The organism is Aeromonas sp. MR7, from assembly GCF_963899385.1.
GTDB classification, from domain to species: domain Bacteria; phylum Pseudomonadota; class Gammaproteobacteria; order Enterobacterales; family Aeromonadaceae; genus Aeromonas; species Aeromonas bestiarum.
Window position 1 is genome coordinate 248235 of sequence record NZ_CAWQXH010000043.1, and the last position, 16092, is coordinate 264326.

Sequence of the window (16092 nt, forward strand, 5' to 3'; positions counted from 1 at the left end):
GCTTAGTGAACGTCGCGCCAGAATTCCTTCTTCAACAGCACAGTGAAGATGAAGAAGATCACGATGAATCCGAGTACCCAGAAGCCCATGCGTTCGCGCTCCTGTTGTACCGGTTCAGCCGAGTAGACCAAGAAGTTTACCAGATCCAGTACCGTCTGATCATACTCTTCGTTATTCATTTCACCGTTGCCGTCAGATTTGACACTGACAACCTGCTGGGTTTCCACCCCGTCAACCGTATGAGTGGCAAACTCGGCACGCGGCGTGCCTTGCAGCGGTTCCAGTACGTGGGGCATGCCCACGGACGGGAACACCACGTTGTTCACGCCAAACGGACGAGTCTCGTCCACGTAGAAGGAGCGCAGATAGGTGTAGATCCAGTCTGCACCACGCACCCGCGCCACCAGGGTCAGATCGGGGGGCGGCGCGCCGAACCACTTGGCCGCATCCTTCTCTGAAACCGAGTTCTCCATCAGATCACCGATCTTGGCACCGTTGACGATCAGGTTGGCCGCCATCAGGTCTTCCGGAATGCCTATGTCTGCCGCAACCCGGTTGTAACGCTGGTACTGGGTGCTGTGGCAGCCAAAGCAGTAGTTCATGAAGGTGGTTGCACCACGCTGCAGGGACGCCTTGTCGTTCAGGTCATAGCTGGCCTTGTCCAGATGCACGGCACCGGTATTGGCAAATACCAGCGCCGGCAGCAGGGTCAGCACCGCAAAAATTATTCTTTTCATTTGAATGTCACCCTCTCCGGCAGCGGCTTGGTGCTTTCATTCTTGCTGTAGAAGAACAGCAGGACGAAGAACCCGAAATAACCCAGGGTACAGATCTGGGCAATCAGCGTCAGGGTCGGGGTCGATGGCAACACGCCGAGGACACCGAGAATGACGAAGCAGACCACGAACTGGGCGATGTTCAGCTTGTGCAGGGTGCTGCGGTAACGCACCGAGCGCACCTTGCAGCGATCCAGCCAGGGCAACAGGAACAGCACTACGATGGAGAGACCCATCATGATGACGCCCAGCAGCTTGTCAGGCACCGCACGCAAAATGGCGTAGAAGGGTGTGAAGTACCAGACCGGGGCTATGTGCGCCGGGGTCTTCAGGCCGTTGGCCACTTCAAAGTTCGGCTTCTCGAGGAAGTAACCCCACATGTCCGGCTTGAAGAAGATGATAGCGCAGAATAGGAACAGGAAGCCTGCCACCCCGATCATGTCCTTCACAGTGAAGTAAGGGTGGAATGCCACCGCATCCAGCGGCCAGCCTTTCTCGTCCTTGTGCTTCTTGATGTCGATGCCGTCCGGGTTGTTGGAGCCCACCTCGTGCAGCGCCAGTATGTGCATGGCCACCAGCATCACCAGCACCAGCGGCAGCGCGATGACGTGCAACGCGAAGAAGCGGTTCAGGGTCGCCCCCGAGATGACATAGTCACCACGGATCCACAGGGTCAGATCGTCGCCGATCACCGGGATGGCGCCAAACAGCGAGATGATGACCTGAGCCCCCCAGAATGACATCTGGCCCCAGGGCAGCAGGTAGCCCATGAAGGCCTCGGCCATCAGGCAGAGGAAGATCAGCATGCCGAAGATCCACAGCAGCTCGCGCGGCTTCTGGTAGGAGCCGTAGATCATGCCGCGGAACATGTGCAGATACACCACCACAAAGAACGCAGACGCGCCTGTGGAGTGCATGTAACGCAACAGCCAGCCGTAGTCCACATCCCGCATGATGTACTCCACGGAGGCAAAGGCGCCTTCTGCGGAGGGGTTGTAGTTCATGGTCAGCCAGATGCCGGTGATGATCTGGTTGACCAGTACCAGCATGGCCAGCGAGCCGAAGAAGTACCAGAAGTTCAGGTTCTTTGGCGCCGGATACTTGGCCATATGGTCGTTGTACATGGCAGTGAGCGGGAAGCGATAGTCGATCCAGCCCATCAGTTTGGCAAACATGGTCAAGCCTCCTTGCCGTCGGCACCGACCAGGATGGTGGTGTCGCTAAGATATTGGTACGGCGGAATGACCAGGTTCAAGGGTGCAGGCACCCCCTGGAACACTCGACCAGCCATGTCGAACTTGGAGCCATGGCACGGGCAGAAGAATCCGGAGGTCACGCCCTGAACCTGCTCACCGAAGTTGTCCGGCAGATAGGAGGGAGAGCATCCCAGATGGGTGCAGATGCCGACGGCCACGAAGATTTCCGGCTTGATGGACCTGTACCCATTGTGGGCATAGTCGGGCTGCTGGGGTTCGTCGGAGGCTGGGTCGCGCAGCTTGTCATCATGGGCGGCCAGGGCATCCAGCGTCTGCTTGGTACGTTTTACCACCCAGACCGGCTTGCCTCGCCACTCCACGCGGATGAGCTGACCTGGTTCCAACTTACTGATATCCACTTCTACCGGAGCACCCGCCGCTTTGGCTTTGGCACTCGGGTTCCATGACTTTATAAACGGCACTGCGGTAAAAGCAGCTCCTACCCCACCAACGGCGACCGTTGACCAGGTAAGAAATCTGCGGCGACCGGTATCAACTGGCGCATTGCTCATCCAAAAACTCTCCCATGTGGACTCCGCACATTCTTATTGTGTCCCTGTTCCCCTTTCTTCCGTGACAACAGCGGCGGAAGCGGAGTTACAATTGTCACAGAAAAACCGAGGGAATTTTAAAGAAAAGATAACAACTTGACAAGAAAGAGAAGCGAAGGGCAAAAACAATAAATACACAAATATTTGTCTTTTGTGACGTGGTGTTAGCATTGGCGTAGGTAATATTACCAATAAAAAAAGCCTGGCACATGGCCAGGCTTTTTTGACACTCGTGAGAGTGCGTACCAAAAGCAAATTAACGCTTGGAGTACTGCGGACGCTTACGAGCTTTGTGCAGACCGACTTTCTTACGCTCAACCTTACGGGCATCGCGAGTAACAAAGCCTGCTTTACGCAGTTCGGCACGCAGGGTTTCATCGTACTGCATCAGAGCACGAGTGATACCGTGGCGGATTGCACCAGCTTGACCGGAGATGCCGCCACCGTTAACGGTGATGTACAGATCCAGTTTCTCGGTCATCTCAACCAGTTCCAGCGGCTGACGAACTACCATGCGGGCAGTCGGACGGCCAAAGTACTGCTCCAGGGAGCGCTGGTTGATGATGATTTTACCGCTACCCGCTTTGATAAACACGCGAGCAGTGGAGCTTTTGCGACGGCCGGTACCGTAGTATTGATTTTCTGCCATGTTGCCAGTTCCCGATTAGATATCCAGTACTTGAGGTTGCTGAGCAGCATGAGCATGCTCGGCGCCTGCGTAAACTTTCAGTTTACGGAACATGGCACGGCCCAGAGGACCCTTCGGCAGCATACCTTTGACAGCAGCTTCGATTACCATTTCCGGTTTACGCTTGATCAGCTTGTCGAAGCTGATTGACTTGATACCACCCGGGAAACCGGAGTGAGCATGGTACATTTTGTCGGTAAATTTCTTACCGGTTACGTGTACCTTCTCAGCATTTACAACGATGATGTAATCACCGGTGTCAACGTGCGGAGTGTACTCAGCTTTGTGCTTACCACGCAGACGAGAAGCGATCTCGGTTGCGATACGACCCAGAGTTTTACCTTCTGCGTCCACAATGTACCAGTCACGTTTTACGGTTTCTGGCTTGGCAACGAAAGTTTTCATTAAGTTAAACCCAATTACCTGTTACAGACCCAATTGCTTATGGGGGCTCTCCCACAAACAACAAACGATGGCCTACCTGTACCCCTTCGAATACAAGTAAAGCTTAAAGTGTTGCTGTCTTATCGACAGCTGTAACGTGGGCCGGGCGATTATAAGTGAAGTTGCCTTAAATATCACCTGCTAATTTCACTGCCATGAAGCTAGCAAATGTCGCCCGGCCCTACCTGCCGCAGATGCCCATCCGACTGGCAGGCGCGGTATTGTGACTAAGGAAGGTGCACTCTGGCAAGGTATTCGTGCGATTGCATTTCCTGAAGCCGTGAAAGACAACGTTTGAATTCGAAATTCAGCAGCCCGTCCCCGTAGAGTTCTGTCATGGGGACTGCCGCCGACATGATGAGTTTGACGTGCCGTTCATAGAACTCGTCCACCATGGCGATGAAGCGGCGAGCCGCGTCATCCGTGCCCGCCCCCATGGGTTGCACATTGGCCAGCAGCACGGTGTGAAACAGTCGGGCCAGCTCTATGTAGTCGCTCTGTGAGCGAGGAGTGCAACAAAGTTGCTCGAACTCCATGTAGAGCACCCCTTCCCCCATCCCCAGCGACGCCAATTGACGATGGTTGATCTCGACACTGCCCACCCGAGCCTCTTCCAGCCCGGTTAACTGTTGAAAATAACGATCCAGATTCGCTTTTGCCTGCTGATCCAGCGGAGAGTGATAAATCTCAGCCTGCTCCAGGGTCCGCAAGCGATAGTCGATCCCGCCATCCACATTAAGTATCTCGCAATGACGCTCGATCAATGCGATGGCTGGCAGAAAACGGGCGCGCTGCAGGCCATTTCGATAAAGATCCTGTGGCGGTATGTTCGAGGTGGCAACCAGTACCACGCCGTGACCAAACAACTCCTGGAACAAGGTACCCAGCAGCATGGCATCCGTGATGTCGGAGACAAAAAACTCATCGAAGCAGATGACGTCTATCTCGCTGGCGAGCTTGCTGGCGATGAGCTTGAGCGGATCGGCCTGGCCGGTCAGCCCCTTGAGTTCGTCGTGCACCCTGTGCATGAAACGGTGGAAGTGGATCCGCAGTTCTCGCGTCCCCGGCAGGCTCTCGAAAAAAGTATCCATCAGCCAGGTCTTGCCTCTGCCCACTCCGCCCCACATATATAGCCCGAGGACGGGTTCCTTGGCCTTGGGCTTTTGCAACCAGCCCAGCAGGCCGCGGGATCTGGTCGGAGTCGGGCTTTGGCACAAATCCTGATAGAGTCGCTCCAGGCGGGTCACGGCCATCGCCTGAGCCTGGTCTGCCACAAAGCCGGGGCGCTGCAAATCCTGCTGATATTTTTGCTGCGGGGTCATCCTGTCAACCGCCTCCAAGTCCCTGAATGAAGGACAAAATGGTATCACGCTCTCGGGGTGCACGGTATAGTGCCATCAAGGCGTAGCGGTCATCCGGGCCGCATCAACACACATTGATTTAGCTGTAACAAGGAGCATCTATGAGTCTGTTAAACGGGATCCTGCTGGCTGTCGCCGCCTTGATTATCGGTATCATCATCGGTCGCTTCACGGTGCGCAGCCGGGATGCCGGACGTCTGGAACAAGAGCTGAAAAAAGCGCACACGGAGCTGGAAAGCTACCAGGGCCAGATCAATACCCACTTCGCCGACAGCGCCGCCCTGATGGAGCAGCTGGCCGAGCAGTATCAGACCCTCTATCGCCACATGGCAGAGCAGAGCAAATTCCTGGCCAAGGCACAGGAGCCACTGTTCCGCGAAGCGCTGCTCGACGAGAGCAACGATGCACCGGCCAATGAAGAACCGGGTATCCCCCCCCGTGACTATGCCGGCGCCTCCGGTCTGCTCAAGCAGTCCAGTTAGTTCCTTGCGGAACTAATTGCGCTGTATCGTGGTCAGACCTTGACGATTGCATTGCAACTTTTTCTGGGAGCTGTTTTTCATATGCGTAAACCTCTTTCTGTGTTCAGTGTGTTAGCCCTCAGTGTCGGTATCGCCATGTCAGCGGCCCCTGTGCAAGCTGCACTGCCCTCCTTGCTGGCGAACAACCAGGAGATGCCGAGCCTGGCGCCGGTTCTCGAACAGGTCACGCCTGCCGTGGTCAATATTTCCGTCTCTGGCAAAAAAATTACCCGCCAGCGTCTGCCGGAACAATTCCGCTTCTTCTTCGGCCCCAACATGCCTGACGAGCAGGTGAGCGAGCAGCCCTTCCAGGCGCTGGGCTCAGGCGTCATCATAGATGCCAAGAAGGGCTACGTGATCACCAACGCCCACGTCGTGCACGAGGCGGACGAGATCAAGGTCAATCTGAAAGATGGTCGTGAATATGCGGCCAAGAAGATAGGTGAAGACAAGCAGTCCGACATAGCGCTGCTGCAAATCAAGGCCGAGGATCTGGTCCAGATCAAGTTTGCCGATTCGGACGAACTGCGAGTCGGCGACTATGCGCTGGCCATCGGCAACCCGTTTGGCCTGGGCCAGACAGTCACCTCCGGCATCGTCAGTGCGCTCGGCCGCAGCGGTCTCAACATCGAAAATCTGGAAAACTTCATCCAGACCGATGCGGCCATCAACTCCGGCAACTCGGGTGGCGCCCTGCTCAACCTGCGCGGTGAGCTGATCGGCATCAACACCGCCATCCTGGGCCCGAACGGTGGCAACATCGGTATCGGCTTCGCCATTCCGTCCAACATGGTGCGCGATCTGTCTGAACAGATCGTCAAATACGGTGAAGTACGCCGTGGCCAGCTGGGGATCACGGGGACCGAGCTGACCTCAGAGATCGCCAAGACCTTCGGCTACAACAAGAAGGATGGTGCCTTCGTCAACCAGGTCATGCCCGACTCCGCCGCCGCCAAGGCCGGCATCAAGGCGGGCGACATCATCATCAGCATAGATGGCAAGGCCATCCGCTCGTTCGGTGAGTTGCGCGCCAAGATAGCGACCATGGGGGCCGACAAGCAGGTTGCCCTGGGCCTCATCCGCGATGGCAAGGAGCAGACCGTCAAGGTCATCCTGAAGAAGGCGGATGACAGCGAGATCCTCGCCAGCGTGCTGCACCCGGCACTGGAAGGGGCCAAGCTCAGCACCACGGCCGAACCGGTCACCGGCGTGGCCGTCTCCGATATAGATCCGCGTTCCCCTGCCGCCGCCTCCGGCTTGCAGAAAGGCGACATCATCATCGGAGTCAACCGCCTGCGCATCAACTCGCTGGACGAGCTGACCAAGGCGCTCAAGAACAAGCCCGAGGTGCTGGCACTGAACATACAGCGCGGGGAGTCTTCCCTCTACCTAGTGATACGTTAACGCCCTCACACCCGCGGCCCTCGCCGCGGGTGATTTTTATCCACCGATAGTGTTATTCTCTGCGCGCTGCATGTACGGATGAGAATGACATGAAAATCCCACCTTTGATCAGTTACTTGGGCAAGTCTGTCGGCTTCGGTTTAACCGTGGCGGCTCTCCTGTTGCTGCTGTTTCCCGATTTCCGTGGCGGTGCCCAGCTGCCCGGCATCATCACCAATGCCCGCGAGCTGAGCTTCTCCTACGCCGCCCATCGCGCCGGCCCTGCCGTCGTCAACATCTATACCCGCAGCTTCGCCCGCAATCAGGGCAACCAGGCCGAACTCAGGCCGCAGGGGCTGGGTTCCGGCGTCATCATGAGCCAGCGTGGCCATGTGCTGACCAACTACCATGTCATCGCCGATGCGGACCAGATCATAGTCGCGCTGCAGGATGGCCGCGTGTTCAGTGCCGAGCTGGTCGGCACCGATCAGCTGACCGATCTGGCGGTGCTCTACATAGAATCGGACAACCTGCCGGTGATCCCGCAGGATCCCGAGCGGCTGCCGGATGTGGGGGACGTGGTGCTCGCCATCGGCAACCCCTACAACGTCGGCCAGACCATCACCCAGGGCATCATCAGTGCCACCGGCCGGATCGGCCTCTCCAGCATGGGGCCGGACAGCAACGGCCGACAGGATCTGCTGCAGACCGATGCCGCCATCAACGAGGGCAACTCGGGTGGCGCCCTGGTCAACGCCCGCGGTGACCTGGTCGGCATCAATACGGCCGCCTATCACCTCAACGGCAATCAGGAGAGCTACGGCATCAGCTTCGCCATCCCCTACAAGCTGGCCAAGCGGATCATGGACGAGCTGATCGCCAATGGCCGGGTCATCCGAGGCTACCTCGGCATCTCCAGCGTCGAGATCAACCCCATAGTGGCCCGCATGATGAACCTGGGCGATCTGCGCGGCCTGGTGATCGAGAGCCTGGATCCCAACGGCCCGGCGGCCAGGGGCGGGCTGACGCGAGGCGATGTGCTGCTCAAGATCAACGGGGAAGCCATCAGTGGCGTGCGCTCCGCCATGGACAAGATCGTCGAGAGCCGCCCCGGCACCAAGCTCACCATCTCGGTGTTTCGCGATGGCAAGCCACTGGAGGTGCAAGTCACCATAGAAGAAGACCTACGCTACCAGCAAAAGCAGCAGAACAAGGGCAATGCCAGCGCGAGCGCCGCTGCCGCCAGCTGACGCCCGGCTCTCTCCATCACAAGGGCGGGATACCGCCCTTTGTCATCTCAATACCCTCCTATTTTCCTTGCCATCCGTGAGGCGACTCACAGTTTGCACCAAGCCTTGCCGGGTCAGTCCCGCGGGCCAAGTGCGCCATCGATCACACTAAGTCGGCCCCAATAAGTGCCCTTTCCCCCTCCAACGCACAAAAATCACAGTTTTCAGCTCAGGCGCGCGGGAATTTCCGCTTCGAATCGGAAAAACGCTGCCTCCTCTGCACGCCCCTGCGGGCTTAGGGTAAAGCCATCCCTTCTGCCAGCCTTGGAGAGCAGACATTGCAAACAGAGACTCATGACCAGAACCTGACTCCGGACAGCCCGGCGTTGCTGCGCAAGACCGACCTAGTCCTGGCACGCATCCACTCCCTGCTCGGCGAGCAGGGCATTCGTCCCAACGAGGTGCAGACACAGATGCTGGCCTCCCACGTCAAGGCCATGGTGTGGCGCTCCCATAGCGGCGAATCCCTGCCGGAGGTCGACCTCAGCCTGTTCGAGGAGATCTCCCCCCTCTCCCTGCGACTGGCCGAACAGGTCGTCGCCTGGCTGGACAAGCTGGCCTATGAAGAGGCTCACCTCTTGTCCGTCCATTTCGAAGTCGCCAAAGAAAACGAACTCAGCTCACTCAAAGGAGATATCTAAATGTCAGCCATCAAACTCGTGATTGGAGATCGTCTCGGCAAGGGTCAGAAAGTGGGGGCCGGGGCAGAAACCGCCGGCGCCAGCGTGACCGTGATCCCTGGCATGGCCGCCGACATGAAGCTCGGTGATGTGATGAACAAGGAACAAGCTGATCTCGGCATCTCCTTCTGCGGCAGCGGCGGCGCCGGTGCCATCACGGCCCAGACCAAGTACGGCTACAAGTGCCGTTACGGCATGCGCTCCGTCGAGGAGGGTGTCACCGCCATCAATGACGGCTGCGTGGTGCTGGGCTTCGGCTTCATGGACAAGGAAGAGCTGGGCCAGAAGCTGGTCGAGGCCTTCGCCAAGAAGCACGGACGCGTCTGATGAAAGAGAACTTCACCACCCAGGTCATAGTCAACGGCAAGGGGGCGACCCGCCAGCAGGCGTTCGCCGCCGCCCTCAGCCAGGTGCAGCCCAGCCTGCTCAAGGACAACCCGCGCGTGATGCTGCGGATCGAACCGGTCGAGGTGCAGGTGCTCAAGGCCGAAGAGTCGGTCCGGGTGGAGAAGTTCCTGTTCTTCTTCCTGCCGCGCCAGCGCCGCGAGTTCCGCGTCCAGCTGGAGATAACGGTCAAGGTCACCAGCCTGGACGCCGAGCAAGTAACGTTCACCCTGGTGTGACGCCACCCGCTGGCATCCCCTCACAAGAAGGATACCCTGGATGTTTCTAATCATATTTATCAAGTCACTCATCGTCGGCGGCCTGGTGGGCGTCGGGGTGGGGGCTGGCGCGGCACGCATGTTCCACGCGCCAACCGTACAGGGCATGGGCGCCTTCCGTACCCTGGGCGAGCTCAACTCCTGCGAAGGGGATCCCGCCTCCCACTTCTCGTTCGGCCTCGGCTTCTTCTTCAACGCCTGGGCCTCGACCGTGGCGGCCGGTGCCTTCACCCAGGACGTGGATCACCGCATCATTCCGCACTGGGCCACGGCCGCACTGCTGGTCAAGAACCGGGATCTCGCCACCACCCTGCACGATCCCAAGAAGATGGCCATCGCCGGCGGCATCATAGGCGCCATCGTCGTCGCTTTCCTCAACAGCACGGCCGCCGCTGTGCCGGAAGCCCTGCAGGTCACCGCCGTCAAGGTGCTGGTGCCGGCTGCAAACCTCTTGGTCAACACCGTCATGCCGGTGATCTTCTGGCTGGCGGCCATAGAGGCGGGCAAGAAATCCGGCTTCTGGGCCACCATCTTCGGCGGTCTGGCACAGCTCATCATGGGCAACGCGGTACCGGGTCTGGTGCTCGGCATCCTGATCGGCAAGGGGGTGGAAGAGAGCGGCTGGAACCACGTCACTCGCGTGATGATGGCCGCCATAGTGCTGCTGTTCGTGCTGAGCGGATTCTTCCGCGGCTTCGACATGAAACTGATTGAATCCTTCCATATGGGCATTCCCCTGTGGCTGGAGAACGTCCATAACCTGCTTAGCGGCAAATAAGGGGCCACCACATGGATGAGAAACTGAGAAACAACTTCTGGTACGCCGACTGGTCCTTCCCCATCTTCGTCGGCCTGCTCTCGGCCGGCGTCTTTGCCGGGACCCACATGTACTACCTGTACGGGGTCGGCGCCTTCAACGAGGTGGCCTTCGTCGCCATGTTGAAAGCCGGCATGGACACAGGGGCCTACGGCGCTGTGGCGGCCTTCGGTGCCAGCTTCCTGTTTGCCCGCATCATAGAAGGCTCACTGGTGGGGATCCTGGACATAGGCGGCGCCATTCAGACCGGAGTCGGCCTGGGCGTGCCTGCCCTGCTGCTGGGTGCCGGCATTCTCTACCCGGTGGAGAACTTCGGTGCCTCGCTGGCGACCGGCATGACCATAGGGGTCGCCATCGGCGGCATCATCATCCTGGCGCGCAAGTTCACCATCAACCAGAGCAACTCCACCTACGGGGCGGATGTGATGATGGGCGCTGGCAACAGCTCTGGCCGCTTCCTCGGCCCCCTCATCATCCTCTCCGCCATGGGGGCCTCCATCCCCATAGGGCTGGGTTCCCTGCTGGGTGCACTGCTGTTCTACGTGTGGAACAAGCCCATCACAGGCGGCGCCATCCTGGGTGCCATGCTGCTCGGTACCTTCTTCCCGATCGCCCTTGCATAAGCCCCCGCCGCCCGGTGGGGCGGCCTCTTCGAGGTCATTACCATGCATGACATGATCATCAGAGCGGGACGCCAGGGAAATGGCCAGCTCATCGACATCGCCATCCAGGACGGCAAGATAGCGGCGCTGGGTGCACTACCAGAGTCCGCCGAGGCGAAGCAAACCCTGGATCTGGCGGGCAGGGTGCATGTGAGCGCGGGCTGGATCGACGGTCACACCCACTGCTACCCCGCCTCCCCCATCTATCAGGATGAACCGAACAAGGTGGGCGTCGAGTCCGGCGTCACCACAGTCATAGACGCGGGCAGCACAGGCGCCGACGACGTGGATGCGTTCCAGCGCCTAGCTTCGGGCTGCAAGACCCGGGTGCACGCCCTGCTCAACATCTCCCGCATCGGCCTGCTGCGCCAGAACGAGCTGGCGGACAGCCGGGATCTGGACATGGCGCTCGCCTCTGCAGCCATTGCCCGCCACCCCGGCTTTGTCGTCGGCATCAAGGCACGCATGAGCAGCAGCGTGGTGGGTGAGAACGGCCTGCAGCCGCTGCGCATGGCCAAGGCATTGCAGCAGGTCCATGGCCAGCTGCCGCTGATGGTGCACGTGGGCAACACGCCGCCGGATCTGGACGAGATAGTCGCCCTGCTGGGAGAAGGGGATCTGCTGACCCACTGCTTCAACGGCAAACCGAACCGCATCCTGACCCCGGCCGGCGAGCTGCGGGTCGCGGTGCGGGAGGCGATGAAACGGGGCCTTTTGCTCGACATAGGCCACGGCGGCGCCAGCTTCAGCTTCGAGGTGGCGGAGCTTGCCATCCGCCAGGGGATACTGCCCCACACCATCAGCTCGGACATCTACTGCAAGAACCGCATCAAGGGACCCGTCTACAGCCTGGCTCACGTGATGTCCAAGTTTCTCGCCATCGGCATGACGCTGGAACAGGTGCTCGCCTGCGTCACCGACCAGGCCGCCGATGCGCTGCGCCTGACCGGCAAGGGACGACTCGAGGTGGGTGCGGATGCCGATCTGACCCTGTTCGAACTGGCCAGCGGCCCGACCCTGTTCATGGATACCGAGGCGCAATCGCGCAGCGGCGACCTGCAACTGCTTCCCCTCGCCGCCCTGGTGGGCGGTGACCTGGTTCTGACTCACTATGGGAAATCACACCATGCCTTCTGTTTATGAGAAATATCAGCTCAAACCCGTGATCAACGCCTCCGGGCGCATGACCATTCTCGGCGTTTCCACCCCCGAGCAGGAGGTGGTCGATGCGGTCAACTTCGGCCTGGGCCACTACTTCGAGGTGAAGGATCTGGTCAACAAGACGGGGGCCTACCTGGCAGGCTTGCTGGATGTGGAAGATGCTGTGGTGGTCTCCTGCGCCAGCGCCGGCATAGCCCAGTCGGTGGCCGCCGTGATAGTGCGTGGCGACCCTTACCGGCTGGAGCAGCTGCATGCCCATCGCCATGACGTGCCGAGCGAAATCGTGCTGCCCAAGGGGCACAACGTCAACTTCGGCGCGCCGGTCGGCACCATGGTCAATCTGGGGGGCGGCAAGGTGGTGGAGGCCGGCTATGCCAACGAGTGTTCCCCCGCCCAGCTGGCTGCCGCCATCAATGCCAACACAGCTGCCATTCTCTACATCAAGTCCCACCACTGCGTGCAGAAGAGCATTCTGTCGGTGGCCGAGGCGGCCGAGGTGGCCAAAGCCCACCAGCTGCCGCTCATCGTCGATGCGGCGGCCGAAGAGGATCTGCGTCTCTATTACAACCAGGGGGCGGATCTGGTCATCTACAGCGGCGCCAAGGCCATCGAAGGCCCCACCAGCGGGTTGGTGCTCGGCAAACGCCAGTATGTGGAGTGGGTCAAGCAGCAGGCCAACGGCATAGGCCGCGCCATGAAGGTGGGCAAGGAAGGGATCCTTGGCCTGACCCACGCCATCGAGCGCTATCTGGAAAAAGAGAAGGAGAGCGGTGCCGCCATGGTGGCCAAGATGAGCCCCTTCATCGAGCACCTCAACCAGTTGCCAGGCGTCAGCGCGAAAGTGGTGTGGGACAGCGCGGGGCGCGACATAGCCCGCACCGACATCGCCTTCGACCATGCCAGCATCGGCATGACGACTGTGCAGGTCGTCACCCGCCTGCAGCAGGGCACGCCTGCCATCTACTGCCGTGGCTACAAGGCCAACGAAGGGCATATCGAGATCGACGTGCGCAGCGTCACCGCCCCCCAGCTCGACCAGATCCATGCCGCCATTGCCAACCTAGTACAGGAGAATCGTTGATGTCCTTAATTCCCAACTACTACCGTGACCGTGTCTGCCTCAACGTACTGGCAGGTTCCAAAGATAATGCCGTCGCGGTATACGACGCAGCTGAAGGCCATGTGCTGGTCGGCGTGCTCTCCAAAAACTATCCGGATGTGCCCTCTGCGGTCGCCGATATGAAGGAGTACTCGGCCCTTATCGACAACGCCCTCTCCATCGGGCTGGGGGCGGGCGATCCACGCCAGTCCGCCATGGTGGCCGAACTGGCTCGCCAGCTGCAGCCCCAGCACGTCAATCAGGTGTTCACCGGGGTCGGTGCCAGCCGGGCGCTGCTGGGCCAGCCCCACAGCTTGGTCAATGGCCTTATCTCCCCCACCGGCACCCCCGGCATGGTGAAGATATCCACCGGGCCCCTCAGTGCCGGGCAGCCGGACGGGATTGTGCCTATCGACACCGCTATTGCCCTGCTCAAGGACATGGGCGGCAGCTCGGTCAAGTTCTTCCCCATGGGCGGCCTCACCTGCTGTGACGAGTATCAGGCGGTCGCTGAAGCCTGTGCCCGTCACGGCTTCTGGCTGGAACCCACAGGTGGCATAGATCTGGAGAACTTCGAGGAGATAGTCCGCATCGCGCTGGACGCCGGTGTCGAGAAGGTGATCCCCCACGTCTACAGCTCCATCATCGACAGCGCGAGCGGTCAGACCCGTCCCGAGGACGTGCGTACCCTGCTCGCCACTGTGAAACGACTGTTGGCGTGACGAAAGATGGCACCGGTCCGATCACTGGCCGGTGCCTGGCTTGTTAATGAGTCGCTTGTTAACATCGACCCTTTATTTCGCGACAGGAGTCCCGTCCCCTCTCATGACCAAGCTGCCCCACCCCAGACTCCATCAACTGCTGACCCAGCTCCATGCCGAACCGCTGCCGCAGGAGGAGCTGGCTCGCCGCCTCAATGTCTCCACCCGCACGGTACGCACCGACGTGGCGACCCTCAATGAGCTTATCGCCACCCACGGCGCCCACCTGATCCACCAGCGCGGCAGCGGCTACCAGCTCAAGATTTACAATCAGGGGCTGTTTGACGAGTTGCTGGCGGCCCAGGAGCAGGAGAGCTGCCTGCCCCGAACCAGCCGCGAGCGGGTGCTGCACCTGCAGATCCTGCTGCTGACGGCGGAACAGGGGATCAAGCTCGACGAGCTGGCGGATACCTGGTATCTGAGCCGGGCGGCGCTGCAGGGAGACATGGCGGAGGTGCGGGAGCGACTCGCCCACTTCGGCTTGCTCATCGACAGCAAGCCACGGCTGGGCATGCGCATCCAGGGGAGCGAGACGGCGATCCGGGCCTGCCTCACCCAGCTGCTCTATCAGGAGCTGATCCACAACAACCAGTTGCAGAGCCTGCTGCCCAACCTTTGCCCCAGCAAGACGCTGGAGGTAGTGGGCAATCACATCCATGCCCAGCTCGGCCATCACCAGCTGCGCCTCGCCGACGAGAGCCTGCAGCAGCTCGCCATCTACTGCGCCGTCGCCCTGCTGCGCCAGGCGGCCGGCCACGAGCTGCGCCAGTTTGCCAGCGACGACATCACCCAGACTCTGGCCGCAGTGGCCCGCGACATCTACGCCGAGCTGCCGACCCTGACACCGCCGGGAGCGGAGGAGATCGCCTGCCTCGCCATCCAGATCCAGGCCCGCCTCACCGCCGACACGCCCAGGCTCAGCCCGGCCATGGCCGCCGAGAGCGAGCAGCTGGTCGAGCATCTGCTCGCCTATATCCAGCAGCACTACCCCTATGATCTGCGCGGCGATCTGCAGCTGCAGGCGGATCTGCAGACCCACATCAGCGCCATGCTGCTGCGGGTCAAATACCAGATTGGCAGCCACAATCCGCTGGCGGATCACATCAAGCAGTACTATCCCCTCGCCTACGACATCACGCTGGCGGCCATCTCTGAGTGGATCAGGCAGACTCCCTACCGGCTGACCCATCACGAGATAGGTTATCTGGTAATCCATATCGGAGTCGGGCTGGAGCGCCACTATGACATCGGCTATACCCGTCGCCCCCAGGCGCTGCTGCTGTGCGACGCCGGCAACGCCACCTTCCGGGTGCTGGAGGCGCGCATCAAGCGCGAATATCCCCAGCTCCAGCTGACGACGCTGGAGTCGGTGCGAGATTACGAGGGATTGGCGCGGATCGAGCAGGACTTCGTCATCAGCACCGTCAAGGTGGCCGAGAAGAACGCGCCTGTGGTGCAAGTCGCCCCCTTCCCGACCCAGTATCAGTTGGAGCAGCTCGGCAAGCTGGTGCTGATCGACCGCACCCGCCCCTACCTGATCGACAAATACTTCGATGCCGACCACTTCATGGTGGTGAGTGAGCCACTCAGCCAGAGCCAGTTGTTTGCCCGGATCTGCGATCAGCTGGAGGCCGAAGATCGGGTGGAGAGCGGATTCAGAAGCTCGTTGCACGAGCGGGAGCGCATCGTCTCCACCCTGCTGGGGGAAGGCATAGCCCTGCCCCACTCCCTCGGCCTGCTGGCACGGCGCACCCTGGTCTATACAGTACTGGCACCACAGGGGATCGACTGGGGCAATGGCGAGACGGCCACCCTCATCTTCGTGCTGGCCATCAGCAAGGCGGACTACGAAGAGGCGATGGGGCTCTACGACCTGTTTCTGGCGCTGATGAACGAAAAAGCCAGCAAAAATTTGCTGGCTTGTCGGGATTTTGCCAGCTTCAAGGGGCTGGCGCGCACCGGTTCCTGAACCAGGGCGGGG

18 protein-coding genes are annotated in these 16092 nt (G+C 60.1%); 12 read left to right on the plus strand and 6 right to left on the minus strand.

Features of this window, described 5'->3' with window-relative positions; translation table 11 throughout:
* Positions 1–2: 2 nt before the first annotated feature.
* From AACW87_RS17260 to zapE, 6 genes are all read right to left on the minus strand, one after another.
* On the minus strand, positions 3–737 hold the full coding sequence (locus AACW87_RS17260) for a cytochrome c1 (RefSeq protein ID WP_065402434.1): 735 nt from the start codon (positions 735–737) through the stop codon (positions 3–5).
* Complete coding sequence (locus tag AACW87_RS17265; RefSeq protein WP_042867879.1) at positions 734–1951, minus strand: cytochrome b; 1218 nt, start codon at positions 1949–1951, stop codon at positions 734–736. Before AACW87_RS17265 ends, AACW87_RS17260 begins: the two co-directional genes overlap by 4 nt.
* A gap of 2 nt (positions 1952–1953) precedes the next feature.
* Positions 1954–2544 carry a ubiquinol-cytochrome c reductase iron-sulfur subunit gene (gene petA, locus AACW87_RS17270; protein ID WP_005305890.1) on the minus strand — a complete coding sequence of 197 codons (591 nt, stop codon included), beginning with the start codon at positions 2542–2544 and terminating at the stop codon, positions 1954–1956.
* 295 nt (positions 2545–2839) lie between these two features.
* A complete protein-coding gene (rpsI, locus tag AACW87_RS17275; protein WP_042019610.1) occupies positions 2840–3232 on the minus strand; it encodes a 30S ribosomal protein S9 in 393 nt (130 codons plus the stop codon).
* Between the two features lie 15 nt (positions 3233–3247).
* On the minus strand, positions 3248–3676 hold the full coding sequence (gene rplM, locus AACW87_RS17280; RefSeq protein ID WP_042039071.1) for a 50S ribosomal protein L13: 429 nt from the start codon (positions 3674–3676) through the stop codon (positions 3248–3250).
* 266 nt (positions 3677–3942) lie between these two features.
* Positions 3943–5037: a cell division protein ZapE gene (gene zapE, locus AACW87_RS17285; protein ID WP_241325644.1), complete on the minus strand. Its 1095-nt coding sequence runs from the start codon at positions 5035–5037 to the stop codon at positions 3943–3945.
* 140 nt (positions 5038–5177) lie between these two features.
* Here zapE and AACW87_RS17290 point away from each other — a divergent pair, with 140 nt between their 5' ends.
* The 12 genes from AACW87_RS17290 to AACW87_RS17345 all read left to right on the plus strand — a co-directional run bounded on the left by AACW87_RS17290 (position 5178) and on the right by AACW87_RS17345 (position 16080).
* Positions 5178–5558 (plus strand): YhcB family protein, encoded by a 381-nt coding sequence (locus AACW87_RS17290; RefSeq protein ID WP_042867875.1) that lies wholly within the window; start codon positions 5178–5180, stop codon positions 5556–5558.
* A gap of 81 nt (positions 5559–5639) precedes the next feature.
* Positions 5640–7001, plus strand: coding sequence for a Do family serine endopeptidase (locus AACW87_RS17295; protein ID WP_042867873.1), 1362 nt, complete (start codon positions 5640–5642; stop codon positions 6999–7001).
* Positions 7002–7090: 89 nt separating this feature from the next.
* Complete coding sequence (degS, locus tag AACW87_RS17300; RefSeq protein ID WP_043139974.1) at positions 7091–8230, plus strand: outer membrane-stress sensor serine endopeptidase DegS; 1140 nt, start codon at positions 7091–7093, stop codon at positions 8228–8230.
* A gap of 317 nt (positions 8231–8547) precedes the next feature.
* On the plus strand, positions 8548–8910 hold the full coding sequence (locus tag AACW87_RS17305) for a transcriptional regulator (protein WP_043139978.1): 363 nt from the start codon (positions 8548–8550) through the stop codon (positions 8908–8910).
* Complete coding sequence (locus AACW87_RS17310; RefSeq protein ID WP_042039079.1) at positions 8911–9276, plus strand: glycine-rich SFCGS family protein; 366 nt, start codon at positions 8911–8913, stop codon at positions 9274–9276. It abuts the gene before it with no gap.
* The gene (locus AACW87_RS17315; RefSeq protein WP_103472048.1) at positions 9276–9572 is read left to right on the plus strand and encodes a DUF4312 family protein; all 297 of its coding nucleotides are present in this window, start codon (positions 9276–9278) and stop codon (positions 9570–9572) included. The genes AACW87_RS17310 and AACW87_RS17315 overlap by 1 nt, the downstream gene beginning before the upstream one ends.
* 40 nt (positions 9573–9612) lie before the next feature.
* On the plus strand, positions 9613–10389 hold the full coding sequence (locus tag AACW87_RS17320; RefSeq protein ID WP_043554311.1) for a DUF4311 domain-containing protein: 777 nt from the start codon (positions 9613–9615) through the stop codon (positions 10387–10389).
* An 11-nt stretch (positions 10390–10400) separates the two neighbouring features.
* On the plus strand, positions 10401–11051 hold the full coding sequence (locus tag AACW87_RS17325) for a DUF4310 family protein (RefSeq protein WP_043554310.1): 651 nt from the start codon (positions 10401–10403) through the stop codon (positions 11049–11051).
* Between the two features lie 42 nt (positions 11052–11093).
* Positions 11094–12233 carry an amidohydrolase/deacetylase family metallohydrolase gene (locus AACW87_RS17330; protein WP_241325645.1) on the plus strand — a complete coding sequence of 380 codons (1140 nt, stop codon included), beginning with the start codon at positions 11094–11096 and terminating at the stop codon, positions 12231–12233.
* Complete coding sequence (locus AACW87_RS17335; RefSeq protein ID WP_241325646.1) at positions 12217–13332, plus strand: DgaE family pyridoxal phosphate-dependent ammonia lyase; 1116 nt, start codon at positions 12217–12219, stop codon at positions 13330–13332. The genes AACW87_RS17330 and AACW87_RS17335 overlap by 17 nt, the downstream gene beginning before the upstream one ends.
* The gene (gene dagF / locus AACW87_RS17340; protein ID WP_241325647.1) at positions 13332–14072 is read left to right on the plus strand and encodes a 2-dehydro-3-deoxy-phosphogluconate aldolase; all 741 of its coding nucleotides are present in this window, start codon (positions 13332–13334) and stop codon (positions 14070–14072) included. Before AACW87_RS17335 ends, dagF begins: the two co-directional genes overlap by 1 nt.
* A 103-nt stretch (positions 14073–14175) precedes the next feature.
* Positions 14176–16080, plus strand: a complete 1905-nt coding sequence (locus AACW87_RS17345) for a BglG family transcription antiterminator (RefSeq protein WP_241325648.1) — start codon at positions 14176–14178, stop codon at positions 16078–16080.
* Positions 16081–16092: the final 12 nt, after the last annotated feature.

What these genes read in the sequence shown, in the direction of transcription:
- AACW87_RS17260 (WP_065402434.1), bottom strand. Translation starts at nt 737, where the DNA reads ATGAAAAGAATAATTTTTGCGGTGCTGACCCTGCTGCCGGCGCTGGTA.
- AACW87_RS17265 (WP_042867879.1), bottom strand. Translation starts at nt 1,951, where the DNA reads ATGTTTGCCAAACTGATGGGCTGGATCGACTATCGCTTCCCGCTCACT.
- petA (WP_005305890.1), bottom strand. Translation starts at nt 2,544, where the DNA reads ATGAGCAATGCGCCAGTTGATACCGGTCGCCGCAGATTTCTTACCTGG.
- rpsI (WP_042019610.1), bottom strand. Translation starts at nt 3,232, where the DNA reads ATGGCAGAAAATCAATACTACGGTACCGGCCGTCGCAAAAGCTCCACT.
- rplM (WP_042039071.1), bottom strand. Translation starts at nt 3,676, where the DNA reads ATGAAAACTTTCGTTGCCAAGCCAGAAACCGTAAAACGTGACTGGTAC.
- zapE (WP_241325644.1), bottom strand. Translation starts at nt 5,037, where the DNA reads ATGACCCCGCAGCAAAAATATCAGCAGGATTTGCAGCGCCCCGGCTTT.
- AACW87_RS17290 (WP_042867875.1), top strand. Translation starts at nt 5,178, where the DNA reads ATGAGTCTGTTAAACGGGATCCTGCTGGCTGTCGCCGCCTTGATTATC.
- AACW87_RS17295 (WP_042867873.1), top strand. Translation starts at nt 5,640, where the DNA reads ATGCGTAAACCTCTTTCTGTGTTCAGTGTGTTAGCCCTCAGTGTCGGT.
- degS (WP_043139974.1), top strand. Translation starts at nt 7,091, where the DNA reads ATGAAAATCCCACCTTTGATCAGTTACTTGGGCAAGTCTGTCGGCTTC.
- AACW87_RS17310 (WP_042039079.1), top strand. Translation starts at nt 8,911, where the DNA reads ATGTCAGCCATCAAACTCGTGATTGGAGATCGTCTCGGCAAGGGTCAG.
- AACW87_RS17315 (WP_103472048.1), top strand. Translation starts at nt 9,276, where the DNA reads ATGAAAGAGAACTTCACCACCCAGGTCATAGTCAACGGCAAGGGGGCG.
- AACW87_RS17320 (WP_043554311.1), top strand. Translation starts at nt 9,613, where the DNA reads ATGTTTCTAATCATATTTATCAAGTCACTCATCGTCGGCGGCCTGGTG.
- AACW87_RS17325 (WP_043554310.1), top strand. Translation starts at nt 10,401, where the DNA reads ATGGATGAGAAACTGAGAAACAACTTCTGGTACGCCGACTGGTCCTTC.
- AACW87_RS17330 (WP_241325645.1), top strand. Translation starts at nt 11,094, where the DNA reads ATGCATGACATGATCATCAGAGCGGGACGCCAGGGAAATGGCCAGCTC.
- AACW87_RS17335 (WP_241325646.1), top strand. Translation starts at nt 12,217, where the DNA reads ATGCCTTCTGTTTATGAGAAATATCAGCTCAAACCCGTGATCAACGCC.
- dagF (WP_241325647.1), top strand. Translation starts at nt 13,332, where the DNA reads ATGTCCTTAATTCCCAACTACTACCGTGACCGTGTCTGCCTCAACGTA.
- AACW87_RS17345 (WP_241325648.1), top strand. Translation starts at nt 14,176, where the DNA reads ATGACCAAGCTGCCCCACCCCAGACTCCATCAACTGCTGACCCAGCTC.